The sequence below is a fragment of the Nocardia sp. NPDC004260 genome, assembly GCF_053603155.1.
In genome coordinates, this window is the sequence record NZ_JBSGEZ010000015.1 from 14,932 (window position 1) to 37,241 (window position 22,310).

Genomic DNA, 22,310 nt, shown 5'->3' on the forward strand with positions numbered 1-22,310 from the left:
TCCTCCTTCTGGTGAGTGATCGAGCTGGTTGGGATGGCGGCTAATCGGTGATCAGCCTGGTGTCGACCGGAGTGCGCCCGGTCGTGAGGTCCAGTACGGGGCAGTGCGCGTCGACGGCCTGCTGGAGTTCGGCATAGCGCTGCTCGGTCTCCGGCCCGCTGAGGCGGACGGTCACCCGCACCGCCTGGAAGCCGGGGCGAACGTTTTCATCCAAGCCGAAGAACCCGCGCACGTCGAGATCGCCTTCGGCGCTCACCGCCAGTTCATCGATCGTGATGCCGAGGCGCTGGGCCCAGAACCGATAGGTCACCACCTGACAGGCGATGAGCGACGCGAGGTACACCTCGACCGGATTGGGCGCGGTGTCCGCGCCGCCGAGCGCGGGCGGTTCGTCCACGCGCACGGTGTGTCGGCCGAGGCTGATCGCGCTGCCCACCGTCCCCTCCGGAATCCCGGAGGCACGGAACACCACCAGCGCGTTCGCCGGGTCGTCGGCGACCGCCTTCGCCGTCGCGTCGGCGATGTCGTTGAGCGGGGTGCCCACATCAGTTGTCATGTCCACTGACGCTAGAAACCGCAGGCGGCGACGGCGATAGTTACATTCGGACTGAGTGCAAGGATGGTGCGCGGTGCTGCGTCAGTCCGCGGGTTCGCTCTCCGATTCCCGCGGTGGCGCGGTGGCCGCGTCGATCTGCTCGCCGAGGTAACGCAGGACCACCGCGGCGATCGCGACGACCGGCACGGCCAGGAACGCGCCGACGATCCCGTAGAGCGAGCCGCCCGCGGTGACCGCCAGCAGCACGATGACCGCGTGCAACTGCATGCTGCGGCTCTGCAACACCGGTTGCAGCACGTTGCCCTCCAGTTGCTGCACGGCCACGACGATGCCGAGCACGATCAGCGCGGTGACGAAGCCGTTGCCCACCAGCGCGACCAGCACCGCGAGGGCGCCCGCGACGAACGCGCCGACCATCGGCACGAATCCGCCGAGGAAGGTGATCACCGCGAGCACCAGCGCCAGCGGCACCCCGAGGATGACGAGACCGGCGCCGATGAGCACTGCGTCGACCAGACTGACCAGCGCCTGGGTCCGGATGAACCCGCCGAGCACGACCCAGATCCGGCGGAGCACCTCCTCCAGGTGCCTGCCGCCGCGGCTGCCCGAGACGCTGTGCAGCCAGGGCAGGAAACGCGGCCCGTCCTTGACGAAGAAGAAGCTCAGTACCAGCACGAGGAACAGGGTGATCAGCGCCGACGTCGCGGTGGTCACGCCGCTGAATACGCCGGTGGCGATCTGCGCGGAACTCGACTGCAACCGTGACACGATGGCGTCGACCGCGGAATTCAACTGCTCTTCGCGGATTCGCAACGGCGGCCCCTGCAACCAGTCGCGCACCTGGTTGACGCCCGCGCTCGCCTTGTCGGCCAGTTCCGGGACCTGGTCGACCACCGAGGGCACGATCAGCGCGATGACACCGGCCAGCACACCGAGGAAACCGAGCACCGCGAGCGAGGCCGCCGCGGCGGGCGGCAGGCCGCGGGCGGTGAGCCAGCGCACCGGCGGCCACAGCACGGTGGCGATCACGATCGCCAACGCCACCGGCAGGATCACCACCCACAGCCGGGCGACCAGAAAGCCGAGCACCCACGCGCCCGCCGCGATCGCGACGATGCACAGCGCCCACTTGGCCAGCCACAGCAGGCCCGCACCGATGACATCACCGCGATCACGCGATGCGAGTTCGTCCGGTTTGTCGCTTTTGCTGCGTTCGCTCACCGGCCCAGTCTGGCACGCGCCACGAGATCGAGCGGGACTCGTGATCCGGCGACGCGGTCGATTCCGGGTCCTGTGCGCACTGGAGTCGCTGTTTGGCCCCCGCATCCCCGGTCATCACCTGAGCAGGTCATCGGAAGGGTGGTTGCCGTGCGGTGTGTGGTGTTCGGTGCGACCGGCTACATCGGCGGACGACTGGTGCCGGAGTTGCTGCGCGCGGGTCACTCGGTTCGCGTGCTGGCACGCACACCCGGCAAGCTCGCCGAGGCGCCCTGGCGCGATCGCGTCGAGGTGGTGGCGGGCGACGTGACCTCGGCCGCCGACGTGCGCGACGCGCTGGCGGGGCAGGAGGTGCTGTACTACCTGGTCCATTCGCTGACCCGCGCCGACTTCGACACGGTGGACCGGGAGGCCGCCACGCTGGTCGCGGCCGAGGCGGCGCACGCGGGTCTGACCAGGATCGTCTACTTGGGCGGCATCGTCCCGAGCGCGCAGCGGCTGTCGCGGCACCTGGCCTCTCGCACCGAGGTCGGCGAGATCCTGCAGGCGGGCGCGGTACCCGCCCTGGTGCTGCGGGCCGCGGTGATCATCGGTTCCGGCTCGGCCAGTTTCGAAATGCTGCGCTATCTGACCGAGCGTCTGCCGCTGATGGTCACCCCGCGCTGGGTGCGCAACCGGATCCAGCCGATCGCGGTGCGTGACGTGCTGTATTACCTGACGCAGGCGGCGACGTTGCCCGAAGGCGCGGGCGGCGCGTTCGACATCGGCGGCCCGGACGTGCTGACCTACATGCAGATGATGCGCGCCTACGCCGAAGTGGCCCAGCTGCCGCGACGGCTGATCGTGCCCGTGCCGGTGCTGACGCCGTGGTTGTCGGCGCAGTGGGTGAATCTGGTGACCCCGGTGCCGCGCGCGATCGCCGTTCCGCTCATGGAGTCGCTGATCAACGACGTGGTCTGCCGCGACCACGCGATCGCGGGCCTCATCCCGGACCCACCGGACGGACCGACCGGTTACCGCAGAGCAGTGGCGTTGGCGCTGCAGAAGATTCGCGATCTGGACGTACCGACCAGGTGGTCGGACGCCCATCCGCCGGGCGCGCCGTCGGACCCGCTGCCCACCGACCCGGCGTGGTCGGGCGGGTCGCTGTACCGGGACGTGCGCGAACGCCACACCGATGCCGACCCCGCCACGCTGTGGCGGGTGATCGAGGCTATCGGGGGCGAGCACGGCTGGTATTCCTTCCCGCTGGCCTGGTCGCTGCGCGGTTGGATCGACCGGCTCGCCGGCGGCGTCGGTCTCGGCCGTGGACGCCGCGATCCACACCGGCTGCACGAAGGGGAGGCGCTGGATTGGTGGCGGGTGGAGCGGATCGAGCGACCTCGGACGCTGCGCCTGCGCGCCGAGATGCGGGTCCCGGGACGGGCGTGGCTCGAGCTCGCGGTCGAGCCGGACGGTCCGGGCGCCACCTACCGCCAGTGCGCGGTGTTCGAACCGCACGGGCTGGCCGGGCATCTGTACTGGAAATCCATCGCGCCGTTCCACGCGGTCATCTTCGGCGGGATGGCGCGCAATATCACCGGCGCCGCGGAATCTTCCCGCGCCCGGTGACGCGGTCCGTCCACCCGAGTCCCGGCTATCCGGTGGCGGGGGTCGCCACCGCCGCGGCGATCAGCGGCCACGAGTTGTGCAGGTCCTCTTGCCAGTAGCCCCAGGAGTGTGTGCCTGAGGTGCGGAAGTCGAACGTCGCGGGGATGTTCAATGCGCGCAATCGATCGCTCAGGTCGTGGGCGCACTGGTGGAAGATGCGGTGCCGGGCGCGGCGCCCGCGGCCGATCGGCCGCCGATGGCCACGCTGACCGGCATCGGTAACCGCTGACGGCGATGGCGAATTCGGCGGCGGGTGCACCGGTATCGCCGCGGCGAACACCCCGCATCCGGCCCGGGCCGGCCTTACCCTGATCCCGGTGGCGATTGCGGAGTGACGACGGCTGGGAGTCTCGATGGGCGCGGCATTGGTCAAAGGTCAGAACGGTGTGCTGGACCTGGATCACGTACTGGTGTCGGTGCGCACCGAGGCGGCGGTCGATGTGTCGGCGCTCCTGGTGACCGAAGCGGGGCGCGTGCGATCCGACGCGGATTTCGTGTTCTTCAACCAGCCCAGCGCGCCCGGTGTCTCGCTGGCGGCGGGAACGCCCGGAGTGCTGTCGGTTTCGCTGGGTGATCTGCCCGCGGACATCGCCCAGTTGCGTGCGGTGCTCACCCTCGACGATCCGGCGCAGACCTTCGGCCGGTTCGCGCCGCCGGTCGCCACGGTCGCCGACGCCGCGGGAAACGTCCTGTACGAGTACCGCATCGAAGGGTTGAGCAGCGAATCCGTGGTGATCGCGCTCGAGTTGTACCGCCGCCAGGGGGCGTGGAAGGTGCGTGCGGTCGGGCAAGGCTATGCGGGTGGGTTCGCCGCGCTGGTCACCGATCACGGGGTGAGTGTGGACGAGGAACCCGCCGGGGCGAACGTTCCTTCTCCGGATCGGGCCGTGCCGGATCTCGTCCCGGCGGCGGACGTGTTCACCGTTCCCGGCGAGGCGAAGCTGTCCTTCGAAAAGCGCGCGAAACTGGACCTGCGCAAGCGTGAGGTCGCGAAGGTCCTCATCGACAAGGACGCTTTCGGCATCCGTGCCCGCGTCGTGCTGGTCATCGACAAGACCGGCAGCATGCAACGGCAGTACCGCGATCAGGTGGTGCACCGCGTCGTGCAGCGGATGATTCCGGTGGCCACCCAGCTCGACGACGACGGCACCCTGGAGGCGTACCTGTACGCCCTCTCGTTCGCCAAGCTGCCCGACATCACCGTCGAGCACGGTGACGAGTGGGCCCGGACCTATCTGCATCTCGGCGGAACCCACGGCGACATCGATTACGACCGGCTCGGCGGCCGCAACGACGAACTACCGGTCATGCGCCACATCATCGACTCGTTGCGCCCGCGTGGCCGCCCCACGCTCGTGTTGTTCTTCACCGACGGCGGCTTCGCCAAGAAGCGCGAGATCACGGCGCTCATGCGCGAAGCCGCTCGGTTGCCTGCCTTCTGGCAGTTCGTCGGGCTCGGCCTGGCCAACTACGGTCTGCTGCGCGCTCTGGACGAATTGTCTGACCGGGCGGTCGACAACGCGGGCTTCTTCGCCCTCGACGACATCGATCAGGTCGACGACGCGCAGCTCTACGCCCGTTTGCTCGGGGAGTTCCCGGACTGGCTGCGCGCAGCGCGAAACGCGGGCATTCTGCGCTGACAGCGCAAACCTGCACTGCGCACCGCGCATCGCCCGCTTGTCATAGCGAAAAGCTATGGCGGTTCGCGATTCGGTCCGCGGGGGCTCAGCCGATGACGGCGTTCATGATGGTGCCCGCGCTGGTGGCCACCACCCCCCCGATCATGGCTCCGGCCACCATCTTCGGTGACTCGAGCCCGCCGCCGGTCCACTTCTCCCAGGCGAAGCGGCCACCGGCGTAGATGATGCCGCAGATGCCCGACAGGAGCACGAACCACGTCAGGTAGCGGACCAGTTGGAGGAACTTGTCGGAGATCGGCGGTGCCTCGGGGCTGGGATTGCCGATCTGCGCCAGGGTGTCGTAAGCGGCGGCCAGGATCATCGTCGTTCGCTCATTCTGGATTCGGGACAGGGGCAAGTGATTCGCTGAGAAGATCGTATCCGTTCGGTCGCCGCGATGCAGTCAGGTCCATGTAGCGCAGGGAAGTTCGTGTTTCTCCGGCCCGCGCCCGGGTAGCCGAACTCCTGAGCCTGCTGCCCGTTGCGCCGCTGGGCGCGAAGGTTCCGCGCAGTGCGCCCACCGCGGCGGCGTGTGGGCCCGTATCCTGGTTCGTGGCCGAATTCATCGGTGGTCGAACGGCTTTCGCAAAACAGCTGGTCGGCGGCAGGGTTGTATTCGAGCGTAGAGGGAGTAGACGGTGAGCATCATTCTGGCGTCGGTCGGCGATTCGTTCACGACGTTGGCGCAGATCGGCAATCCGACCCCGGAGGCACCGCCCCTGGCGGACAAGCTCTTACAGTTCGTCCGGTACCTGACCTGGTTCGCGCTCGCGTCGGGCATCGTCAGCATCATCTACGCGGGCGGCAGATTCGCCTGGGAGAAGTGGAGCGGCGGCGGATTGCAGTCGCCGAAGATGATCGCGGGCGCGATGATCGGCGGGGTGGTGGCCACCAGTGCGGGCACCATCATGAACACCGTCCTGGAGTTCTGAGCGCGGGCGGCGCGCGGCGTTCCTTCCCCCGTGTTCTCGCGGCGAACCTCCGCGAACGCCCTCGAACTGCGATTTCCGTCGCGGAGTGCGGTCGCGCTCCGGTGCGGGAATCGCGGTGCCGATAGGATCGGAGGCGGAGCGGATCATGGACGAGAGGACCGAAGGCAAGCTCACGATGTCGCGGCGCACGGCGCTCGGCATCGCGGTGTCGTCGGTGGCCGCGTTCGGATCGGCGGCATGCGGCGGATTCGGCCAGGATTCCGGGCCGCATCCCGTCCCGGGTGACGCCGCCACGATCGCCAAAGACGCCTACATATTCGGCTACCCTCTGGTGCTGCTGGACGTGACCCGGGTGGCTGCGGAGATGGTCACACCCATCAACCGTTTTCATCACGCCGCCTCGCTGCCCACCCCGGCGCAGCGAGACGTGGTCCGGCTCGACCGGGATACGCTGCGTTCTACCGCGTGGCTCGATGTGGCGAGCGAGCCGATGGTGCTGAGCGTCCCCGCGACGGGCGAGGGCCGGTTTTGGCTGGGCAGGGTGACGGACGCCTGGACGAACAATGTGCACAACCCCAGCAGCCGTCGGCCGGCGACCGAGTCGGCCGGGCCGCCGTATACCTATGCGGTGACCGGTCCCAGCTGGTCGGGTGCGCTGCCGAAAGGTCTCACGCCGTTGCCGATGCCGACGCCGACGGTGTGGCTGGTCATCCGGATCCAGGTCGACGGCGAGAACGATGTCCCGGCGGTGCGCGCCGCGCAAGAGGAATTGCGATTGGTGCCGTTGAGCGCCTGGACGGCGGGCGCCGAGCCGCCTGCGCCCACCGGGACCGGGGAAGCGAGCGTGCAGCCGCCACCCGAGTGGGTCGCCGGGATGGACCCGCGGGTGTTCTTCGACCGGATGTGCGCGTTGCTGTCGACCAACCCGACCGCGCCCGAGGACGCGCCCGCCATGCGGCGGTTCGAGAAGATCGGGATCCGGCCGGGTGGCACAGTCCAGGGCATCTCGGATACCGAGCTCACGGCGGCGGTGGAGACCGCACGGCAGCAGATCCCGGTGTCTCTGGGTGCGCGGACGGTCAACGAGAACGGCTGGCTGGTCGATCCCGACGTCGGCAGGTTCGGCACCAACTATCTGCTGCGCGCCGCCATCGCCCATGTGGCGCTCGGCGCCGGCCTGATGACCGAGAACGCCTACTATCCGACGCTGTTCGCGTCGACGGACGCCGGAGGTGGTACGGGCCGATTCCGGCTGCATTTCCCGCCCGGCCAGTTGCCGCCCGTGAACGAGTTCTGGTCGCTGACCGCCTATGCCGCCGACAACTACCTGGTGCCCAATCCGGCCGGCATCTACTCGGTCGGCCATCCGGATCCGGTGGCGGTCAATCCCGATGGGTCCGCCGACATCGCGTTGCAGTATGCCGACCCGAGGGCGGGCGTCGCGGCCGGGAACTGGCTGCCCATTCCCGAATCCGGACAATTCTCGCTGACCTTGCGCCTGTACGCGCCGAAGGCGGAGGCCATCCAGGGGCGCTGGCGTCCCCCGCCGCTGTCGCCGGTGCTCTGACTCGATTCGCGCGAAGTCCCGCAGCCGCTCGGGGCGATCGGAGGACAGATACCGCTGGACAGCTACTTTTCCGCAAGCAGGCGGATATGCTCCGGGAGGGTTCTGGCGCGGCGACAAAAGTAAACGGGTTTTACTAAACGGTGTTCACGAAGCCTGGTTCTGTGGTTGCATCTACCTTGACCGTGTTCGTCAGGTCTGCGCCCAGACCGCCGTAGGAGTTAGCCGTGACCGTGACCACGCCCTCGATCCCGACGGGGTTCGACTTCACCGACCCCGATCTGCTCGCCACCCGCCTGCCCATCGAGGAGTTCGCCGAACTGCGCCGCACCGCCCCGGTGTGGTGGTGCGCCCAGTCCGATCGGGCCAGCGGTTTCGACGACGGCGGCTACTGGGTCGTCTCCAAGCTCGCGCACATCAAGGAGATCTCGAAGAATCCCGAGGTGTTCTCCTCGCACGAGAACACCGCGATCATCCGGTTCAACGAGGAGACCACGCGCGAGCAGATCGACATGCTCGGCGACATGCTGCTGCTCAACCAAGACCCGCCCAAGCACACCAAGACCCGCCGCATCATCTCCAAGGGCTTCACCCCGCGGGCAGTCGAGAGCCTGCGCGCCGCGCTGACCGAACGCGCCGAGCGGATCGCGCACGAGGCCAGAAAATCCGGCAGCGGCGACTTCGTCGAACAGGTCGCGTGTGAACTGCCGTTGCAGGCCATCGCCGAGCTGATCGGCATCCCGCAGGAGGACCGCAAGAAGATCTTCGACTGGTCCAACCAGATGATCTCCTACGACGATCCCGAGTTCGAGGGCGATCACCACGCCGCCACCGCCGAGGTGATGGGCTACGCCTGGAACATGGCCGAACAGCGGCGCGCCTGCCCGGCCGGGGACATCGTCACCCAGCTGGTGAACGCCGATATCGACGGCGAGCACCTCGGCTCGGACGAGTTCGCGTTCTTCGTCATCCTGCTGTCGGTGGCGGGCAACGAGACCACGCGCAACTCGATCACCCACGGAATGAAAGCGTTCGTGGACCATCCCGAGCAGTGGGAGATCTACCGGCAGCAGCGTCCGCGCACCGCGCCCGACGAGATCGTCCGGTGGGCCACCCCGGTCACGGCATTCCAGCGCACCGCCACCCAGGACACCGTGCTCGGGGGCCAGGAGATCAAGAAGGGCCAACGGCTCGGATTGTTCTACAGCTCGGCCAATTTCGACGAGGAAGCGTTCGCGGATCCGTTCACCTTCGACGTGCTGCGCGATCCCAACCCGCACGTGGGCTTCGGCGGCACCGGCACGCACTACTGCGTCGGGGCGAACCTGGCCCGGTTGCAGATCGATCTGATGTTCAACGCCATCGCCGACGTGATGCCCAACCTGCGCCAGGTGTCCGAGCCGGTGCGGCTGCGGTCGGGCTGGCTGAACGGGATCAAGCGCTGGGACGTCGCATACGCTTGAATCGATCAGTGCAACAGTCCAGACCACGGGGCCGCGCGCCGGTGGTGACCGACACCGACATCCGGCGGGTGGCCAGCGCGCTGCTGGTCGAACGCGGGCCCGATGCGGTCACCCTGCGCGCCATCGCGCGCGAACTCGGAGTCACCGCGCCCGCGCTGTACCGGTACTACGACTCGCTGGAAGACCTGCTCGAGCGGCTGCGGCTGGACTTCTGCGCCGACCTGGCCGGGGAACTGACCGCCGAGATCGCCATGCTGCCCGACGACGGCGCCGCGCAGTTCTTCGCCATCTGCCGTGGCTTCCGGCGCTGGGCGCTGACGCACACCAGGGAGTTCACCCTGGTGTTCGCCTCGCCCGGCGCGGGCCAGGCCCGCGCGCTGCGCCGCTTCGACGAGCCCTTCGGCCGGGTTTTCCTGGCCGCGGCGGGCAGGCTGCTGGCGAACTACGACATCGTCACGCCATCGACGGACGTCATCCCGCCGGAGTTGCGTGAGGATCTGGTGCACTTCCAGACCGAACTGCTGGCGGCGCTGTCGGAGTCGGGCCAGAAGTTCCCCGCCGAGAAACTGGATCTGGGTGTGACGTACCTGATGATCCAGATCTGGGCGCGGCTCTACGGCCACGTCACGCTCGAGGTGTTCGGGAACTACCCGATACCGCTGGACAACCCGGAGATCCTGTTCGACGCGATGCTCGCCGATCTGGGCCGCACCGCGGGCCTGCTCGGCGAGTGAGCCGGATTCAGATGCGGGCGCCTTTGGCTCGGTTGCAGGCGCGGCACAGGATCTGGAGGTTGGCGGCGCTGGTCGCGCCGCCGCGGCTGAGCGGGATGATGTGGTCGAACTCCAGGTAGTGCCCGTCGCCGCATTCGACGCAGCGGCCACCGTCGCGCTGCCACACCTCCGCTTTCACCTCTTGCGGGATGCTGCGGGTGTCGCGCTGGCCTGGCGTGAGAACGAGACGTTTGGCCACGCGCAGCGCGCCTTCCAGCGCGGCCGAGACGTAATCCGGATCGTCGACGGCGAAGGTCGCGCCGCCGCGCGCGGACGTGGCCGCGAGTACCACCGTTCCCTGTTCCGTGTGCACGGAAACCACTCGTGACCACGGCATCTCGATGCCGGTGTCGGCGCCGACGAAACGCAGCTTCTTGTTGCTGCCGATCAGCCTGCCCTCGGTGAACTTCGGGCCGCGTGCGAGCTGACGTACGTGCGTCGCGGGCAGATCGAGGTGCACCGTCTCCTCTGGGTCCAGGTGCAGGCCGGGTGTGCGGACGATCGGCAGATCGCCCGTACGCAGCCGGTAGAGGGTGTGCCCGCGATGCATTCGCCTGCGCAGATCCTCGATCAGCGGTCCGCCGAGCGCGAGTTCGGTGACCGCCTGCTCGAACAACTCCAGTTCCGCGTGCCGGACTTCACCGTCGGCGAAGGCGAAGGTGACCAGCCGCTCCACGTAGCTGAGCCCCGCGTCGCGCAGGACCACGCGGCCCGCTTCGGCGTCGATGCGCTGGTAACGCAATGATGCCCACAGGTCCGCCCACTCGGGGCCGCGTGGCCCGTGGCCGGTGAGCACCCGCCACGCCCGCGTGTGCCAGTGGACGAGGTACTCCTCGATCTCCTGGGCGCATCTCTGGCACGGCGCGAACCCACCGAAGAACTTGCGGCGCAGCGCGTTTCCACAGCGTGCGCAGTGGCGGTCGCCGGGCGGGGGTCGGAGATACCGGTCCTCGGTCCATATGGTGCCGTCCCACCAGCGCATGGTCTGCGGGTGGTCCGGATCCGGGTGCCAGTCCGCGAGTTCGGGGTGCGGGGGCGGCGGAGCGGGCGGTGCGGTGTCGCGGCTGTGCCGGTGGAGGTCGACCGTGCGGTGGGTGTGTGGGTGCGGTAGGGGAGACGTATCGCCACGGTCGAGCACTTCGGTGCGTGGCCGGGCGGGGGTGTCTACGCCCGGGCGTACTTCGGTGCCTTCGAGCCGCCCGGGCGAGTCGTCGGTGCGGATGGGTTCGCGTTGGACCGGCGCGTTTTCGGCGAGGTCCGTTCCGATTTCGGCGGGAGTGTCCCCGCTTCGCGCGGAGTGGCCGGAGGGCAACGATCCGTGGGGGAAGCGTCGTGCCGAGGTCGGGTCGTGCCGAGCGGACCGTTCGGTGGCGGGTTCCGCTCCGGCCGGAGAAAGTCGTTCTTGCGCGGACGAATTCGCCGCCGGGCGTCGCACTCGGAACGGGTTGGTGGGATGCGTGGTGCGGGCGGGCGCCGAGGGATCGTTGACCTGGACGCCGAACTCGGTGACCAACCCGGCCAGTCCGCTGGACCAGCCCTGGCCGATCGCGCGGAACCGCCACTGCCCGTCGCGGCGGTAGAACTCGCCGAACATCAGCGCCGGCACCTCCTCCGCGTCGTCGATCTCGAACGTCACGACCGCCCCGTCTACCGAGTGCACGGCGACGGTGAGCCCGTGGATGTCGCCGAAGGTGCCGTCCTCCAGCGAGCCGGAGACGACGATGCGGTCGATGTCGGCTTCCGTGCGCGGCAGCGAGACGCTCAGCCGCGCGGTGCCCGGCGCGGGCTGCTGATCGAGGGTGACCGCCTGCGAAACGTGCCGTGGCGCGTTGTAGAACACCAGGTCGCGATCCGAGCGCACCGCGCCCGACGCGTCCAGCAGCAGTGCGTGCGCGTCCACCGTGTGCTCCGATCGCCATGAAACGACCACGGCTAGAAGGGATGTCGGTACCGCTGCGTTCGCGCCCTTGCTGAGTTTCATGGTGCTCGAACTATGCCATGACCCTCCGACACGCCGAACGCGCGAGGGCCGGTCCTTCGGCGGGGCGTGCGGCACAGTGTTCCCCATGACGAACCCGAAACGCCCGGGTCGTAGGCCGCCGACCCCGAAACTGCCCGGTGGGCGTGTGCCCGGCCCCGCCGACGTGCTGGCCGCCGCCCAGGCGGCGGTCGAGGCGGCGCAGACGGCCGCGGGCCAGGCGCTGGAAGCCGCTCAGCTGACCGCGACATCGGCGTTCGACACGGCGGTGCGGCTGCCGCCCGCGTCCGCTCAGCTGGCCGCGCAACTGCCCGGCCTGATCGAGAGCCTGTCGACCGCCATCGAGCGGCTCAACTCCACCATCGATCGGCTCGACCGCACGTTGGCCCTGGCCGATCCGGCCTTCGCCGCCTACGACCGCCTGCTGCCCCGGCTGGAGGCGATGATCTCGCTCGGGGAGGATGTGCTCGGGCGGTTGGCGAAGCTGCCCGGCTTCGCCTTGCTCGCCAAGCTGACCGGCTTGAGCGCGTCGGAACCGCCCGCCGAGGAGCCGCCCCGGCGAAAGTCCGGCAAGCGGCGCAAATAGTCGAGGTCGGACGCTCAGCGGTGCGCGTGGTCGGCGGCCGCGCGTAACGTGGCGGCCGCCTTGAGCAGAACCTCGTCATACTCCTCGGCGGGATCGGAGTCGAGCACGATGGCCCCGCCCGCGCCGATCCGCCAGCGCCCGCCGTAGCGGACGGCGGTGCGGATCACGATGTTCAGGTCCGCGGTGCCGCCGAGACCGAGGAAACCGATGGTGCCCGAATAGATCCCGCGCGCTTCGGTTTCCAGCGCATCGATGATCTCCATGGTGCGCAGCTTCGGCGCACCGGTCATCGAGCCCCCGGGAAAACAGGCTCGCAGGCAATCGACCACGCCGACCTCCGGCCGCAGCCTGCCACGCACCGTCGACACCAATTGGTGCACGGTCGCGTACTGCTCGGTGGCCATCAGTTTCGGGACGTACACACTGCCGATCTCGCAGACCCGGCCCAGATCGTTGCGCAGCAGATCGACGATCATGAGGTTTTCCGCCCTGGTCTTCGGGCTGTCGGCCAGCTCGCGGCGCAGGCGCTCGTCCTGCTCCGGCGTCGCGCCGCGCGGTGCGGTCCCCTTGATCGGCTTGCTCTCCACGATGCGGCGGCGGTCGACCTTGAGGAAGCGCTCCGGGGACGAGCAGGCGATGTCGAGATCGTCGAAGCGCAGGTAGGCGGCATACGGGGCGGGGTTGCACCGGCGCAGGGTGCGGTAGAAGTCGAGGCCGTCGGCCGCGGTGGCGGGGATCGTGGCGCTGTCGGTCAGATTGATCTCGTAGGACTCCCCGGCATACAGCCGCTGCCGGCAGACCGCGATGTCGGCGAGATAGCGCTCCCGGCCGCGGGTGAGCAGTGGCGCGACGGCGTCACGGTCCGGCGGCAATTCGAGTGGCGGTGGATTGGTCCAGGTCGGAAGGGTGTCGAGGGTTTCGCGGGTGTCGCGCAGCCAGTCGGCGGCGGACCGGGCGCTCTCCACGTCGTCGCTCAGCGCGAGCAGATGGGTCCGCCCGCCGACGTGGTCGACCACCACCATCCGGTCGGCGAATATCCACTGCGCGTCCGGGGTCGCCGCGCGATGCGCCGCATTGCCGCCGCAGTCGGCTTTGACCTCGTAGCCGAGATAGCCGACGTAGCCGCCGGCGAAATCGAAGGGGAGATCGGGCAGTTCGAGCCTGCGTGCGCGCAGCTCGGCGGCCAGGAACTCGAGGATGCCGCCGGGTGCGGTGCGCCGGTGCCCGTCGGACGACTCCACGGTCACCTCGCCGTCGCCCACCCGGTAGCGCAGTACCTCGGCCAGCGGACCGCTCGCGTCGCCCAGGAAGGAGAACCGGTCGGCCCCCGGTTCGACGTGCTCGCTGTCCAGCCAGAACGCGGTGGGAGAGTTGGCGTACAACTGCACGAACGCGCTCTCGGTATCGATCGGCCGTTCGAGGACGGCCCGCTGGAGCCGGAAGGTCCGCGGCACCGTGCCATCGGAACCCGTGCGCCCGGCGGGACGCTCGAGTTCGGCTGCCGCGGCGGGGAACTGCTCCGGTGCGAGCGGCATCGGAGAGGCCGCGGTGCGCGTGACGGAAAGCGGAAAGCCGGCGGCGACCGGCTCGGCGACGAACTCACCCCCTGCGTCGATCGATGGGCTCGCCGCCGGGACGGCGCGCCTGCTCCGGTGCGCCGTGGTGAGTCTCGCGAAGTTGCGCAGCAGGGCCGCGCCGAACTCACTGGCGATCGATTCCGGATGGAACTGCACGCCCCATTGCGGTCGCGTGCGGTGCCGCACACCCATCACGACGCCGTCGCCGGACAGCGCGGTGACCTCCAGATCGTCCGGCAGTGGCCGTAGCGCGCACAGCGAGTGGTAGCGCACGGCGGTGAAGCCCTGCGGAACGCCCGCGAACAGGTCCTGGCCGTCGTGCTCGATGCGATCGAGATATCCGTGCCGGGCCGCGGGCGCCTCGGCGACCACGCCGCCTGCCGCGACCACGATTCCCTGATGGCCCAGGCACACACCGAGCAGCGGCAGGTCGCTTTCGCGAATCACCGCCGTGGAGATCCCTACATCGCGGGCCACGTCCGGTCGCCCCGGCCCGGGCGAGACGACGACGTTGTCGTAGCGTCCCAGATCGAGTTCGGCGACCGTGCGCGCCTCGTCGTTGCGCACGACTGTCGGCTCGACGCCGTTCACCTCGCTGATCAGCTGGTACAGGTTGTAGGTGAACGAGTCGTAGTTGTCGATCAACAGCGTGCGCATGGTGCTCGAAACCCTACGCCGCGCCGGTGGGAGTCAACTGTTGTCATCTGCCTTCAGTTCGGGTCGGCAGGTGGTGCACAATGTGGGGCATGTCTGTTGCGCAACCGGTCGATGTGGATCCCGCGGTCGTCGACTTCGCCGTCGTCGGAAAGTGGATGGATGAGCAGGGTCTGTCCGGGGGTGAGTTCGAGGACGTGACCGCGCTGGGCGGCGGAACACAGAACATCATGCTCCGCTTCACCCGCGGCGGCCGGACCTACGTGCTGCGTCGCGGCCCGAAACATCTGCGCCCGAAGAGCAACGACGTGATCCGGCGTGAGGCCAGGCTGCTCGGCGCGCTCGGCGGCACCGAGGTCCGCGCGCCCAGGGTGATCGCGGCCTGCGCCGACGAGTCGGTGCTCGGCGCGGTCTTCTACCTGATGGAGCCGATCCGCGGTTTCAACCCGCAGAACGAACTGCCCGAACTGCATGCGGGCGATCCGGAGATCCGCAGGCGGATGGGCCTGTCCGCGGTCGAGGCCATCGCGCGCCTCGGCGCGTTGGACTACCAGGCGCTCGGCTTGTCCGACTACGGCAAGCCGGAGGGTTTCCTGGAACGTCAGGTGCCGCGCTGGCTGGGTGAGCTCGAGTCCTATTCGGTCAACGAGGGCTACCCCGGCCCGGAGATCCCCGGTGTGGCGGCGGTGGGCGAGTGGCTCGATCGCAATCGCCCCGCCCAGTGGACCCCTGGCATCCTGCACGGCGACTGCCATCTGGCGAACATGATGTTCTCCTTCGACGGCCCGCAGGTCGCGGCGATGGTCGACTGGGAGATGTCCACCATCGGCGACCCGCTGCTGGACCTCGGCTGGCAGATCGCCACCCGCCCGGAGCCGGGCACCACGGGAGCGGCGCTGGTGGGCAAGCTCGGCGCGGTCGGCGGGCTGCCGACGGCCGAGGAGATGATCGCGCACTACGGGCGGTTCTCCGACCGCGACCTGAGCGCCATGTCCTGGTACACCGTGCTGGCCTGCTTCAAACTCGGCATCGTCCTGGAGGGCACGCATGCCCGCGCGTTCGCCGGTAAGGCCCCCAAGCAGGTCGGCGACTTCCTGCACGCGATCACGCTGGAACTCTTCGAGCGGGCGCACCGGCTGATGGAGTGAACTGTCGGGATGTGCTCGATAGTTGACCGGATATCGGTGGAAGGCGCGATCCGGCCGCGCCTAGGTTGAGCGCATGCCGATCGTTCCCGATGTCAAGGACTGGACCTGGGTGCTCGAGCGCCCTTGTTCGCAATGCGGTTTCGACGCCGTCGCGACCAGCTACGAAGCCGTATCGACGCTGACCAGGGACACCGCGGTCCGCTTCGCCGCGGTGCTCGACCGTCCCGGCGTCCGCCTGCGGCCGGACGAATCGACCTGGTCCGCCCTGGAATACGGCGCACATGTGCGTGACGTCTGCCGTCTGTTCGACACTCGCCTCGGCCTGATGCTGGCCGGGGACCCCGAGGGCGAGCCGCCGCGCTTCCCGAACTGGGACCAGGACGCGACCGCGGTGGCCGATCGCTACAACGAGCAGGACCCGGCTCGGGTGGCCGCGGAGCTGGCCGAGGCCGCCGAACGGGTGGCGCGCTCCTTCGCATCGGTGCCGACCGAGCGCCGTGGTCTGCGCGGTGTGCGCGGCGACGGGGCGGAGTTCACGGTGGAGTCGTTCGCGCGGTACTTCGTGCACGATCTGGTGCACCACGTGCACGACGTCCAGGGCTGACGCGTCGCAGAACTGTAACGCGTTCGGCTATTGGGTCACGCTGTACCGACGATTTTTTCGAGCGGTACTAGAACGCGTTACATTTTTCTCGTACTGTGGGTGCAGTCACATATAAGCACGTGCATGCGAGAGGGTCGACAGGAATGAAGACGAAGGGCGCGATCCTGTGGGGGATCGACCAGCCGTGGTCGGTGGAGGAGATCGAGGTCGGTGACCCGGTCGCCGGCGAGGTGCAGATCCGGATGGAAACCGCGGGCATGTGCCACTCCGACCACCACATCGTGACCGGCGCGACCCCGATGCCGTCCTTCCCCGTCATGGGCGGGCACGAGGGCGCGGGCGTGATCACCAAGCTCGGCCCGAACTGCCCGGCCGATCTGCAGGTCGGCGACCACGTGATCCTGTCGTTCATCCCCGCCTGCGGCCGCTGTCCGGCTTGCGTGGCAGGACACATGGCGCTGTGCGACCTGGGCGCGGGTCTGCTGCTGGGGCAGGCGATCAGCGACGGCACCTACCGCATCCAGGCTCGCGGCGAGAACGTCATCCCGATGTGCCTGCTGGGCACCTTCGCGCCGTACATGACGGTGCACCACACCTCCGTGGTGAAGATCGATCCGAGCATCCCGTTCGAGGTGGCCTGCTTGGTCGGTTGCGGCGTCCCCACCGGTTTCGGCTCGTCCACTCACGTCGCCCAGGTCGCTCCGGGCGAGACCGTGGTGATCGCCGGCATCGGCGGCGTCGGCATGAGCGCCTTGCAGGGCGCGGTGCTGTCGGGCGCGTCGAAGGTGGTGGCGATCGACCCGAATCCGTGGAAGCGCGAGCAGGCGCAGAAGTTCGGCGCCACGCACACCTACGAGAGCATGGCCGCCGCGATCATGCCGCTGTTGGAGGCCACCGAGGGCCGGATGGCCGAGAAGGTCATCCTGACCATGGGCGAGATGCACGGCGAGTACATCGAAGAGGGCCTGATCCTCACCTCGAAGGCGGGCACCCTGGTGGTCACCTCGATGGGCCGGATGGACGAGAGCGACGTCAAGCTGAACAGCTTCCTGCTGTCGATGCTGCAGAAGACGGTGAAGGGCTGCATCTTCGGCGGCGGCAACGCCCGCCAGGACGCGCCGCGCCTGCTGTCGCTGTACAAGTCCGGCCAGCTCAACCTGGACGACATGGTCACCCGCAGCTACTCCCTGGAGGAGATCAACCAGGGCTACCAGGACATGCTGGACGGCAAGAACATCCGCGGGATCATCAAGTACACCGAAGCCGACTGGTAGAGCGCCGTGCCGCGGCTCGGCGAGCGCGGTGGCGATCCGTGCGATCAGCTCGTACGGCACCGCTTCGCCGAGCCGGCGATCGAGGCGCTCAGATCCGGCAGCGCAGCAGAGCTTCGCGCAGGTTGCGGCTGCGGACGTCGTCGAGGACGGCCAGACCCAGCCGGTTCATCGTGTACCCGAAACCGAGGCCCGTTGCGGGATCGGCGAATCCGAACGAGCCGCCCAGCCCCGTGGTGCCGTAGGCGCGTTTGTCGGAGCCGAAGCGGAAAGTACCGCGCGACTTGCGGAAGCCCAGGTGATAGCGGCTCTTGGTGTGCAGCACCAGATCCTCGGCGGGGACGTCGTCGGCGGTCTCGGCAGCGGCGAGCCGGTCCAGCACGGCGTCGTCGATCGGCAACGCGCCGGTGCGAGCGGCGGCCGCGCCGTAGACCTTCGCCAGCGCGCGTGCGTTGCCCACTCCGTTGGATCCCGGCAGTTCCACTTCGAGGAACTCGCGCCGGGTCGCCCGCGCGGGCGCTCCGCAGCGCGGATTGGTCAGCGCCGCGTAGGCCAGGCCGCGTTTGGCATAGATCTCCGCGCCGATGCGCAGCGGAAGATCGCGTTCGTAGCGCAACACGTCCAGCCCCTGGGTGGCCGACATCGTGGCGATGCGGTCCATGCTCTGCTCGGCGGGCAGGCCGATGAAGAAATCGACGCCGAGCGGTGCGGCGATGTCCTCGGCGAAGATTCGCCCGAGCGTGCGACGGCGCGGGTCCACCCGGCGCAACAGCTCGCCCTGGTACAGGCCGAGGGTGATGGCGTGATAGCCGTGCCTGGTGCCGGGCCGCCAAGCCGGTTTCTGTGCCGCCAGAACGGTCGCGAGCCCGTCCAGGTCGGCGATCTGAGGCAGTCGCACGACCTCGCTCAAGCCGGACAACCCCGCCTGGTGGTCGATCAGCTGACGCACGGTGACCGCGTCCTTGCCGTGGGCGGCGAACTCCGGCCAGTACTTCGCCACCGGCTGCTCGTAGTCGAGCAGGCCCCCCGCCGCAGCGGCGGCGACGGTGAACGCCGCCATGCCCTTGGTCGAGGAGAACACCGGCACGATCGTGTCCCGCTCCCACGGCAGCGTGCGCCTGCGATCGCGGTACCCGGCCCAAAGGTCCACCATGGGGCGCTCACCCGCGTAGACCGCGACGGCGGCGCCGATTTCGCCGTGACGCTCGAAATTGCGGCGGAAGGCGTCGGCGACCGGTCCGAAACCGGGGGCGACGTCGCCGTGAACAGTGGGCGTTTCACTCATGGTGAATCGATGGTAGCTACGCGGTTCTCGTAGGCTCGCAGGGTGCGTTCACTCGAGCAGATCCGGGAATGGCCGGTCCGCCACGCGGCGGCCGCGGTGGTCACCGCCGACGGCGGTGCCGCGAGCGAAGGCGACGTGCGGCGGGTGTTCCCGCTCGCGTCGGTGACCAAGCCCTTGGTGGCGTACGCGGTGCTGGTCGCGGTGGAGGAGGGCGCGGTCGAACTCGACCAGCCCGCGGGCCCGCCCGGCGCCACGGTGCGTCATCTGCTGGCGCACACGTCCGGCCTCGCGTTCGACACCACCGACGTCCAAGCCGCGCCGGGGACCCGGCGAATCTACTCCAGCGCGGGTTTCGAGGTGCTCGCCGAATTCGTCGCCGCCCAGACCGGGATCGCGTTCGACGAGTACCTGCGCGACGCCGTGTTCGAGCCGCTGGGCATGACCGCTTCGGTGCTCGCCGGTCCGGCCGGGCACGCGGCGCGGTCCACCGCGGCGGATCTGGCCCGCTTCGCTGCCGAATTGCTGGACCCTCAGCTGATCTCGGCGCAGACACACGCCGAGGCCACCTCGGTCCAGTTCCCCGGCATGAACGGCGTCCTGCCCGGCTACGGTTCGCAGCGCCCCAACGACTGGGGATTGGGCTTCGAGATCCGGAACGGCAAGACTCCGCACTGGACCGGTGGCACGAATTCGCCACAAACCTATGGACATTTCGGCCAATCCGGGACATTTTTATGGGTTGACCCGAGAACGGGGTTGGCGTGTCTCGCCTTGAGCGACGAGAATTTCGGCGACTGGGCGCGCGCGGCCTGGCCACCGCTGAGCGATGCCGTCATCGCGGAGGTGACCGCCACGCGCAACACGGTCACGAAGTAACACGTGTAACTTCGGGCACTCCAGTACACTCAGGCAACGCCAGTTCGACGAATCGTTGGGGAAGACGTTCCTCGTCGAAGCTGGAGGTGTTGGTGGTGCGCGCATCGAGTCAGTTCGCGGACGCGACGGCGGGTGTGGTCTACATCCACTCGTCGCCTGCCGCGCTGTGCCCGCATGTCGAGTGGGCGCTCACCTCGGCCCTCGGCGCCCCCGCGAAACTGCGCTGGACCGCCCAACCGGCCGACGGCCAACTGCGCGCCACCAGTGAGTGGATCGGCCCCGTCGGCACGGCGTCGAAGATCGCCCAATCGTTGCGCTCCTGGCCCGTTCTGCGCTTCGAGGTGACCGAGGACCCCAGCGACGGCGTGGACGGCGAGCGCTACAGCTTCGTTCCCGGCCTGGGCCTGTGGCACGGCTCGACGAGCGCCAACGGCGACGTCATGCTCGGCGAGATGCGCCTGCGCGCCATGCTCCAGGCCACCCGGGAACTCGGCAAGTACTCCGCCTACGACCTGGCCGGCGAAATCGACCGCGCCCTCGGCACCGCGTGGGACGAGGACCTCGAAATCTACCGCTACGGAACGGAATCCGGTGCGGAGGTCACCTGGCTGCGCCGGGACGTCGGGTGAGGACTCCAGCTGTCGCCACCGCCGTGTCATTCGCGGGAAGCACCCTCGCCGTGTGACCACGGATTCCGGTAGCCGTCCGGAATCATGCTGTCGAAGAGAGCGCGCGCGTCCGCGGGCAGCCGCAGCAATTCGACGTACGAGCCGAGTGGTCCCCCGGCGAGGTAGACGAACTCCATGCCGATCTCCGCGACAGCGCAGCGCTGGACGATCTCGGCTCCGCCTGCCAGCGCCTCCGCCAGTGCGGCATCGAAATCGTCCGGCACCCAGGCGATATGGTGCAGGCCGGGACCGGACCGCTCGAGCGCTTCGGTGTACAGGTTCGCCCCGGAGACCGGTGCGATCAATTCCAATTGCTGCCCGCCCGCGTAGCCGAGCGAGCTGTCGATCGTGTAGTCGGCCGGCGCACCGCGATAGCTGCACGAGTCCGGGCCGAAACGCATGCGGGGCATGCGGACCCATTTGTCGACTCCGTAGCGTTCGGTGAATTCTCGTTCCGCCGCCTCGATGTCGTGGACAACCCACGCCAACTGGAAGATCGGTCCGGATGCGATGCTCATTCTGGTGCTCCTCAGGTGCTTCAGGGATGGGGTGTTTTCGCCGGGACGGCGCGAGGTGACGGTGCGGTTCAGTAGTCGGCGAGGTGGATGGCGTTGGCCGCGCGCTCGAGCGGCTTGATGATCGGGCGCAGCGCCAGGCCCTTCCACGGCATGTGCCGCAGCATGCGCAGCATGGTGGTCTGGGTCCGGATCGCGCGCTGGTCGGACGCCACCATCTGAGTGGCGTTGTTCCAGCCGAGCGTCAGGTTCCGGGTGACATAGTCCTGCATGGCGCGCTGGTAGCGATCGAAGGCGGCGTTGTGGTCGCCTGCGGCCGCTTTCAGCTCGCCAGCGAGGACATACGCGCCGACCAGTGCCATGCTCGTGCCCTGCCCGGACAGCGGCGACGGGCAGTAGGCGGCATCACCGACGAGTGCGACGCGGCCCACCGACCACTGGTCGAGATGGATCTGGCTGACCGAGTCGAAATAGAAGTCAGGGGATTCGGGCATGGCGCGTACCAGATTCGGTGTCTCCCAGCCCGCATCGGCGAAGGCGTCGGCCACCAGCTGCTGCTGCGCGGCGCGGTCGCGCCGGTCCGGCAGTTGTTCCGGGGCCTGGAAGATGAATTGAGCCTTGGCCGTGGAGCGGCGGGTGCTGTACACCTGCACCACTCGCCCCGGAGTCGGATGGACCAGTTCCCAATGGTCGAGATCCAAGTGGTTCGGCACCGAGATCACGCAGGCCGCCATGCCGGTGTGCCGGGCGAATCGCTCCTCTGGCCCGAACGTGAGGCGGCGCACCGTCGAATGTATGCCGTCGGCGCCGATCACCAGGTCGAAGACTCGCGGCTCTGCGTTGCGGAAGCGCACGGTCACGCCGTCGGGCTGCTGGGCCAGCCCCGTGATCGAGTCGCCGAACAGGTACTCGACCCGGCCCTTGGTGGCGTCGAACAGGATGTGCGCGAGATCGCCGCGCAACACCTCGTCGTCGCCGGGCGACCGCAGTCCGATCAGCTCGGGACCCAGGGTGGCCAGCGCCTTACCCGAGCCGTCGACCCACGCGCCGCCACGCATCGCGGTAGAGGCCGCGCGGATTTCCGGCATCAGCCCCATCCGCTCGATGACCTCCATCGCCACGCCTCGAATGTCGACCTTGTAGCCGCCCTCCCGCAGGGTGGGCGCCTGTTCGACGACGGTGACGGTGAACCCGTGGCGGGTCAGCCAGTAGGCCAGTGCCGGACCGGCGACGCTCGCGCCGGAGATGAGAACGGTTTTGTTGGTGAACTGTCGCGTTGTTGTCATGGGAACAGCGTGGGCCGCGGCGCTCAC

21 protein-coding genes are annotated in these 22,310 nt (G+C 68.8%); 12 read left to right on the forward strand and 9 right to left on the reverse strand.

What is annotated here, in order from left to right:
* Positions 1-40: 40 nt before the first annotated feature.
* Together ACWEO7_RS11435 and ACWEO7_RS11440 are read right to left on the reverse strand one after the other, a co-directional pair.
* On the reverse strand, positions 41-556 hold the full coding sequence (locus tag ACWEO7_RS11435; RefSeq protein ID WP_452422768.1) for an OsmC family protein: 516 nt from the start codon (positions 554-556) through the stop codon (positions 41-43).
* A gap of 81 nt (positions 557-637) precedes the next feature.
* Positions 638-1,777, reverse strand: a complete 1,140-nt coding sequence (locus ACWEO7_RS11440) for an AI-2E family transporter (RefSeq protein ID WP_452422770.1) — start codon at positions 1,775-1,777, stop codon at positions 638-640.
* Between the two features lie 147 nt (positions 1,778-1,924).
* Here ACWEO7_RS11440 and ACWEO7_RS11445 point away from each other — a divergent pair, with 147 nt between their 5' ends.
* A complete protein-coding gene (locus tag ACWEO7_RS11445) occupies positions 1,925-3,385 on the forward strand; it encodes an SDR family oxidoreductase (RefSeq protein ID WP_452422771.1) in 1,461 nt (486 codons plus the stop codon).
* Positions 3,386-3,410: 25 nt separating this feature from the next.
* Here the strand turns inward: ACWEO7_RS11445 and ACWEO7_RS11450 are convergent, their stop codons facing one another.
* Positions 3,411-3,536: a hypothetical protein gene (locus ACWEO7_RS11450; protein WP_452422898.1), complete on the reverse strand. Its 126-nt coding sequence runs from the start codon at positions 3,534-3,536 to the stop codon at positions 3,411-3,413.
* A gap of 241 nt (positions 3,537-3,777) precedes the next feature.
* On the opposite strand from ACWEO7_RS11450, the gene ACWEO7_RS11455 reads away from it, so the two are divergent.
* Complete coding sequence (locus tag ACWEO7_RS11455) at positions 3,778-5,064, forward strand: vWA domain-containing protein (RefSeq protein ID WP_452422773.1); 1,287 nt, start codon at positions 3,778-3,780, stop codon at positions 5,062-5,064.
* Positions 5,065-5,149: 85 nt separating this feature from the next.
* Here ACWEO7_RS11455 and ACWEO7_RS11460 read toward each other — a convergent pair whose 3' ends face one another.
* The gene (locus ACWEO7_RS11460) at positions 5,150-5,425 is read right to left on the reverse strand and encodes a hypothetical protein (protein ID WP_355072692.1); all 276 of its coding nucleotides are present in this window, start codon (positions 5,423-5,425) and stop codon (positions 5,150-5,152) included.
* A gap of 316 nt (positions 5,426-5,741) precedes the next feature.
* Between ACWEO7_RS11460 and ACWEO7_RS11465 the strand changes: the two genes are divergently transcribed.
* The 4 genes from ACWEO7_RS11465 to ACWEO7_RS11480 all read left to right on the forward strand — a co-directional run bounded on the left by ACWEO7_RS11465 (position 5,742) and on the right by ACWEO7_RS11480 (position 9,796).
* Entirely contained in the window at positions 5,742-6,035 is a 294-nt protein-coding gene (locus ACWEO7_RS11465; protein WP_195077704.1) for a hypothetical protein, read from the forward strand.
* 145 nt (positions 6,036-6,180) lie between these two features.
* A complete protein-coding gene (locus ACWEO7_RS11470; RefSeq protein ID WP_452422775.1) occupies positions 6,181-7,602 on the forward strand; it encodes a DUF1254 domain-containing protein in 1,422 nt (473 codons plus the stop codon).
* A 230-nt stretch (positions 7,603-7,832) separates the two neighbouring features.
* Positions 7,833-9,062, forward strand: coding sequence for a cytochrome P450 (locus tag ACWEO7_RS11475; RefSeq protein ID WP_452422886.1), 1,230 nt, complete (start codon positions 7,833-7,835; stop codon positions 9,060-9,062).
* Between the two features lie 8 nt (positions 9,063-9,070).
* A complete protein-coding gene (locus tag ACWEO7_RS11480) occupies positions 9,071-9,796 on the forward strand; it encodes a TetR/AcrR family transcriptional regulator (protein WP_452422777.1) in 726 nt (241 codons plus the stop codon).
* Between the two features lie 7 nt (positions 9,797-9,803).
* On the opposite strand, the gene ACWEO7_RS11485 is transcribed toward ACWEO7_RS11480, so the two are convergent.
* Positions 9,804-11,816: a TerD family protein gene (locus ACWEO7_RS11485; protein WP_452422778.1), complete on the reverse strand. Its 2,013-nt coding sequence runs from the start codon at positions 11,814-11,816 to the stop codon at positions 9,804-9,806.
* Between the two features lie 85 nt (positions 11,817-11,901).
* Between ACWEO7_RS11485 and ACWEO7_RS11490 the strand changes: the two genes are divergently transcribed.
* Positions 11,902-12,399 (forward strand): hypothetical protein, encoded by a 498-nt coding sequence (locus tag ACWEO7_RS11490; RefSeq protein ID WP_452422779.1) that lies wholly within the window; start codon positions 11,902-11,904, stop codon positions 12,397-12,399.
* 14 nt (positions 12,400-12,413) lie between these two features.
* Here the strand turns inward: ACWEO7_RS11490 and pabB are convergent, their stop codons facing one another.
* Positions 12,414-14,633, reverse strand: a complete 2,220-nt coding sequence (gene pabB, locus ACWEO7_RS11495; RefSeq protein WP_452422781.1) for an aminodeoxychorismate synthase component I — start codon at positions 14,631-14,633, stop codon at positions 12,414-12,416.
* Positions 14,634-14,722: 89 nt separating this feature from the next.
* On the opposite strand from pabB, the gene ACWEO7_RS11500 reads away from it, so the two are divergent.
* The 3 genes from ACWEO7_RS11500 (at position 14,723) to ACWEO7_RS11510 (ending at position 17,656) form a co-directional block, all read left to right on the forward strand.
* Entirely contained in the window at positions 14,723-15,778 is a 1,056-nt protein-coding gene (locus ACWEO7_RS11500; protein WP_452422782.1) for a phosphotransferase family protein, read from the forward strand.
* Between the two features lie 73 nt (positions 15,779-15,851).
* On the forward strand, positions 15,852-16,382 hold the full coding sequence (locus tag ACWEO7_RS11505; protein WP_452422784.1) for a DinB family protein: 531 nt from the start codon (positions 15,852-15,854) through the stop codon (positions 16,380-16,382).
* A gap of 143 nt (positions 16,383-16,525) precedes the next feature.
* Complete coding sequence (locus ACWEO7_RS11510) at positions 16,526-17,656, forward strand: NDMA-dependent alcohol dehydrogenase (protein WP_355072708.1); 1,131 nt, start codon at positions 16,526-16,528, stop codon at positions 17,654-17,656.
* Positions 17,657-17,744: 88 nt separating this feature from the next.
* On the opposite strand, the gene ACWEO7_RS11515 is transcribed toward ACWEO7_RS11510, so the two are convergent.
* Positions 17,745-18,938 carry a serine hydrolase domain-containing protein gene (locus ACWEO7_RS11515; protein WP_452422786.1) on the reverse strand — a complete coding sequence of 398 codons (1,194 nt, stop codon included), beginning with the start codon at positions 18,936-18,938 and terminating at the stop codon, positions 17,745-17,747.
* Positions 18,939-18,980: 42 nt separating this feature from the next.
* Here ACWEO7_RS11515 and ACWEO7_RS11520 point away from each other — a divergent pair, with 42 nt between their 5' ends.
* Entirely contained in the window at positions 18,981-19,814 is an 834-nt protein-coding gene (locus ACWEO7_RS11520) for a serine hydrolase domain-containing protein (RefSeq protein WP_452422787.1), read from the forward strand.
* Between the two features lie 95 nt (positions 19,815-19,909).
* Positions 19,910-20,443 (forward strand): DUF3145 domain-containing protein, encoded by a 534-nt coding sequence (locus tag ACWEO7_RS11525; RefSeq protein ID WP_450015186.1) that lies wholly within the window; start codon positions 19,910-19,912, stop codon positions 20,441-20,443.
* 26 nt (positions 20,444-20,469) lie between these two features.
* Here ACWEO7_RS11525 and ACWEO7_RS11530 read toward each other — a convergent pair whose 3' ends face one another.
* On the reverse strand, positions 20,470-21,000 hold the full coding sequence (locus ACWEO7_RS11530; protein WP_450015185.1) for a VOC family protein: 531 nt from the start codon (positions 20,998-21,000) through the stop codon (positions 20,470-20,472).
* Between the two features lie 68 nt (positions 21,001-21,068).
* Entirely contained in the window at positions 21,069-22,283 is a 1,215-nt protein-coding gene (locus ACWEO7_RS11535; RefSeq protein ID WP_452422789.1) for an FAD-dependent monooxygenase, read from the reverse strand.
* Positions 22,284-22,310 lie beyond the last annotated feature (27 nt).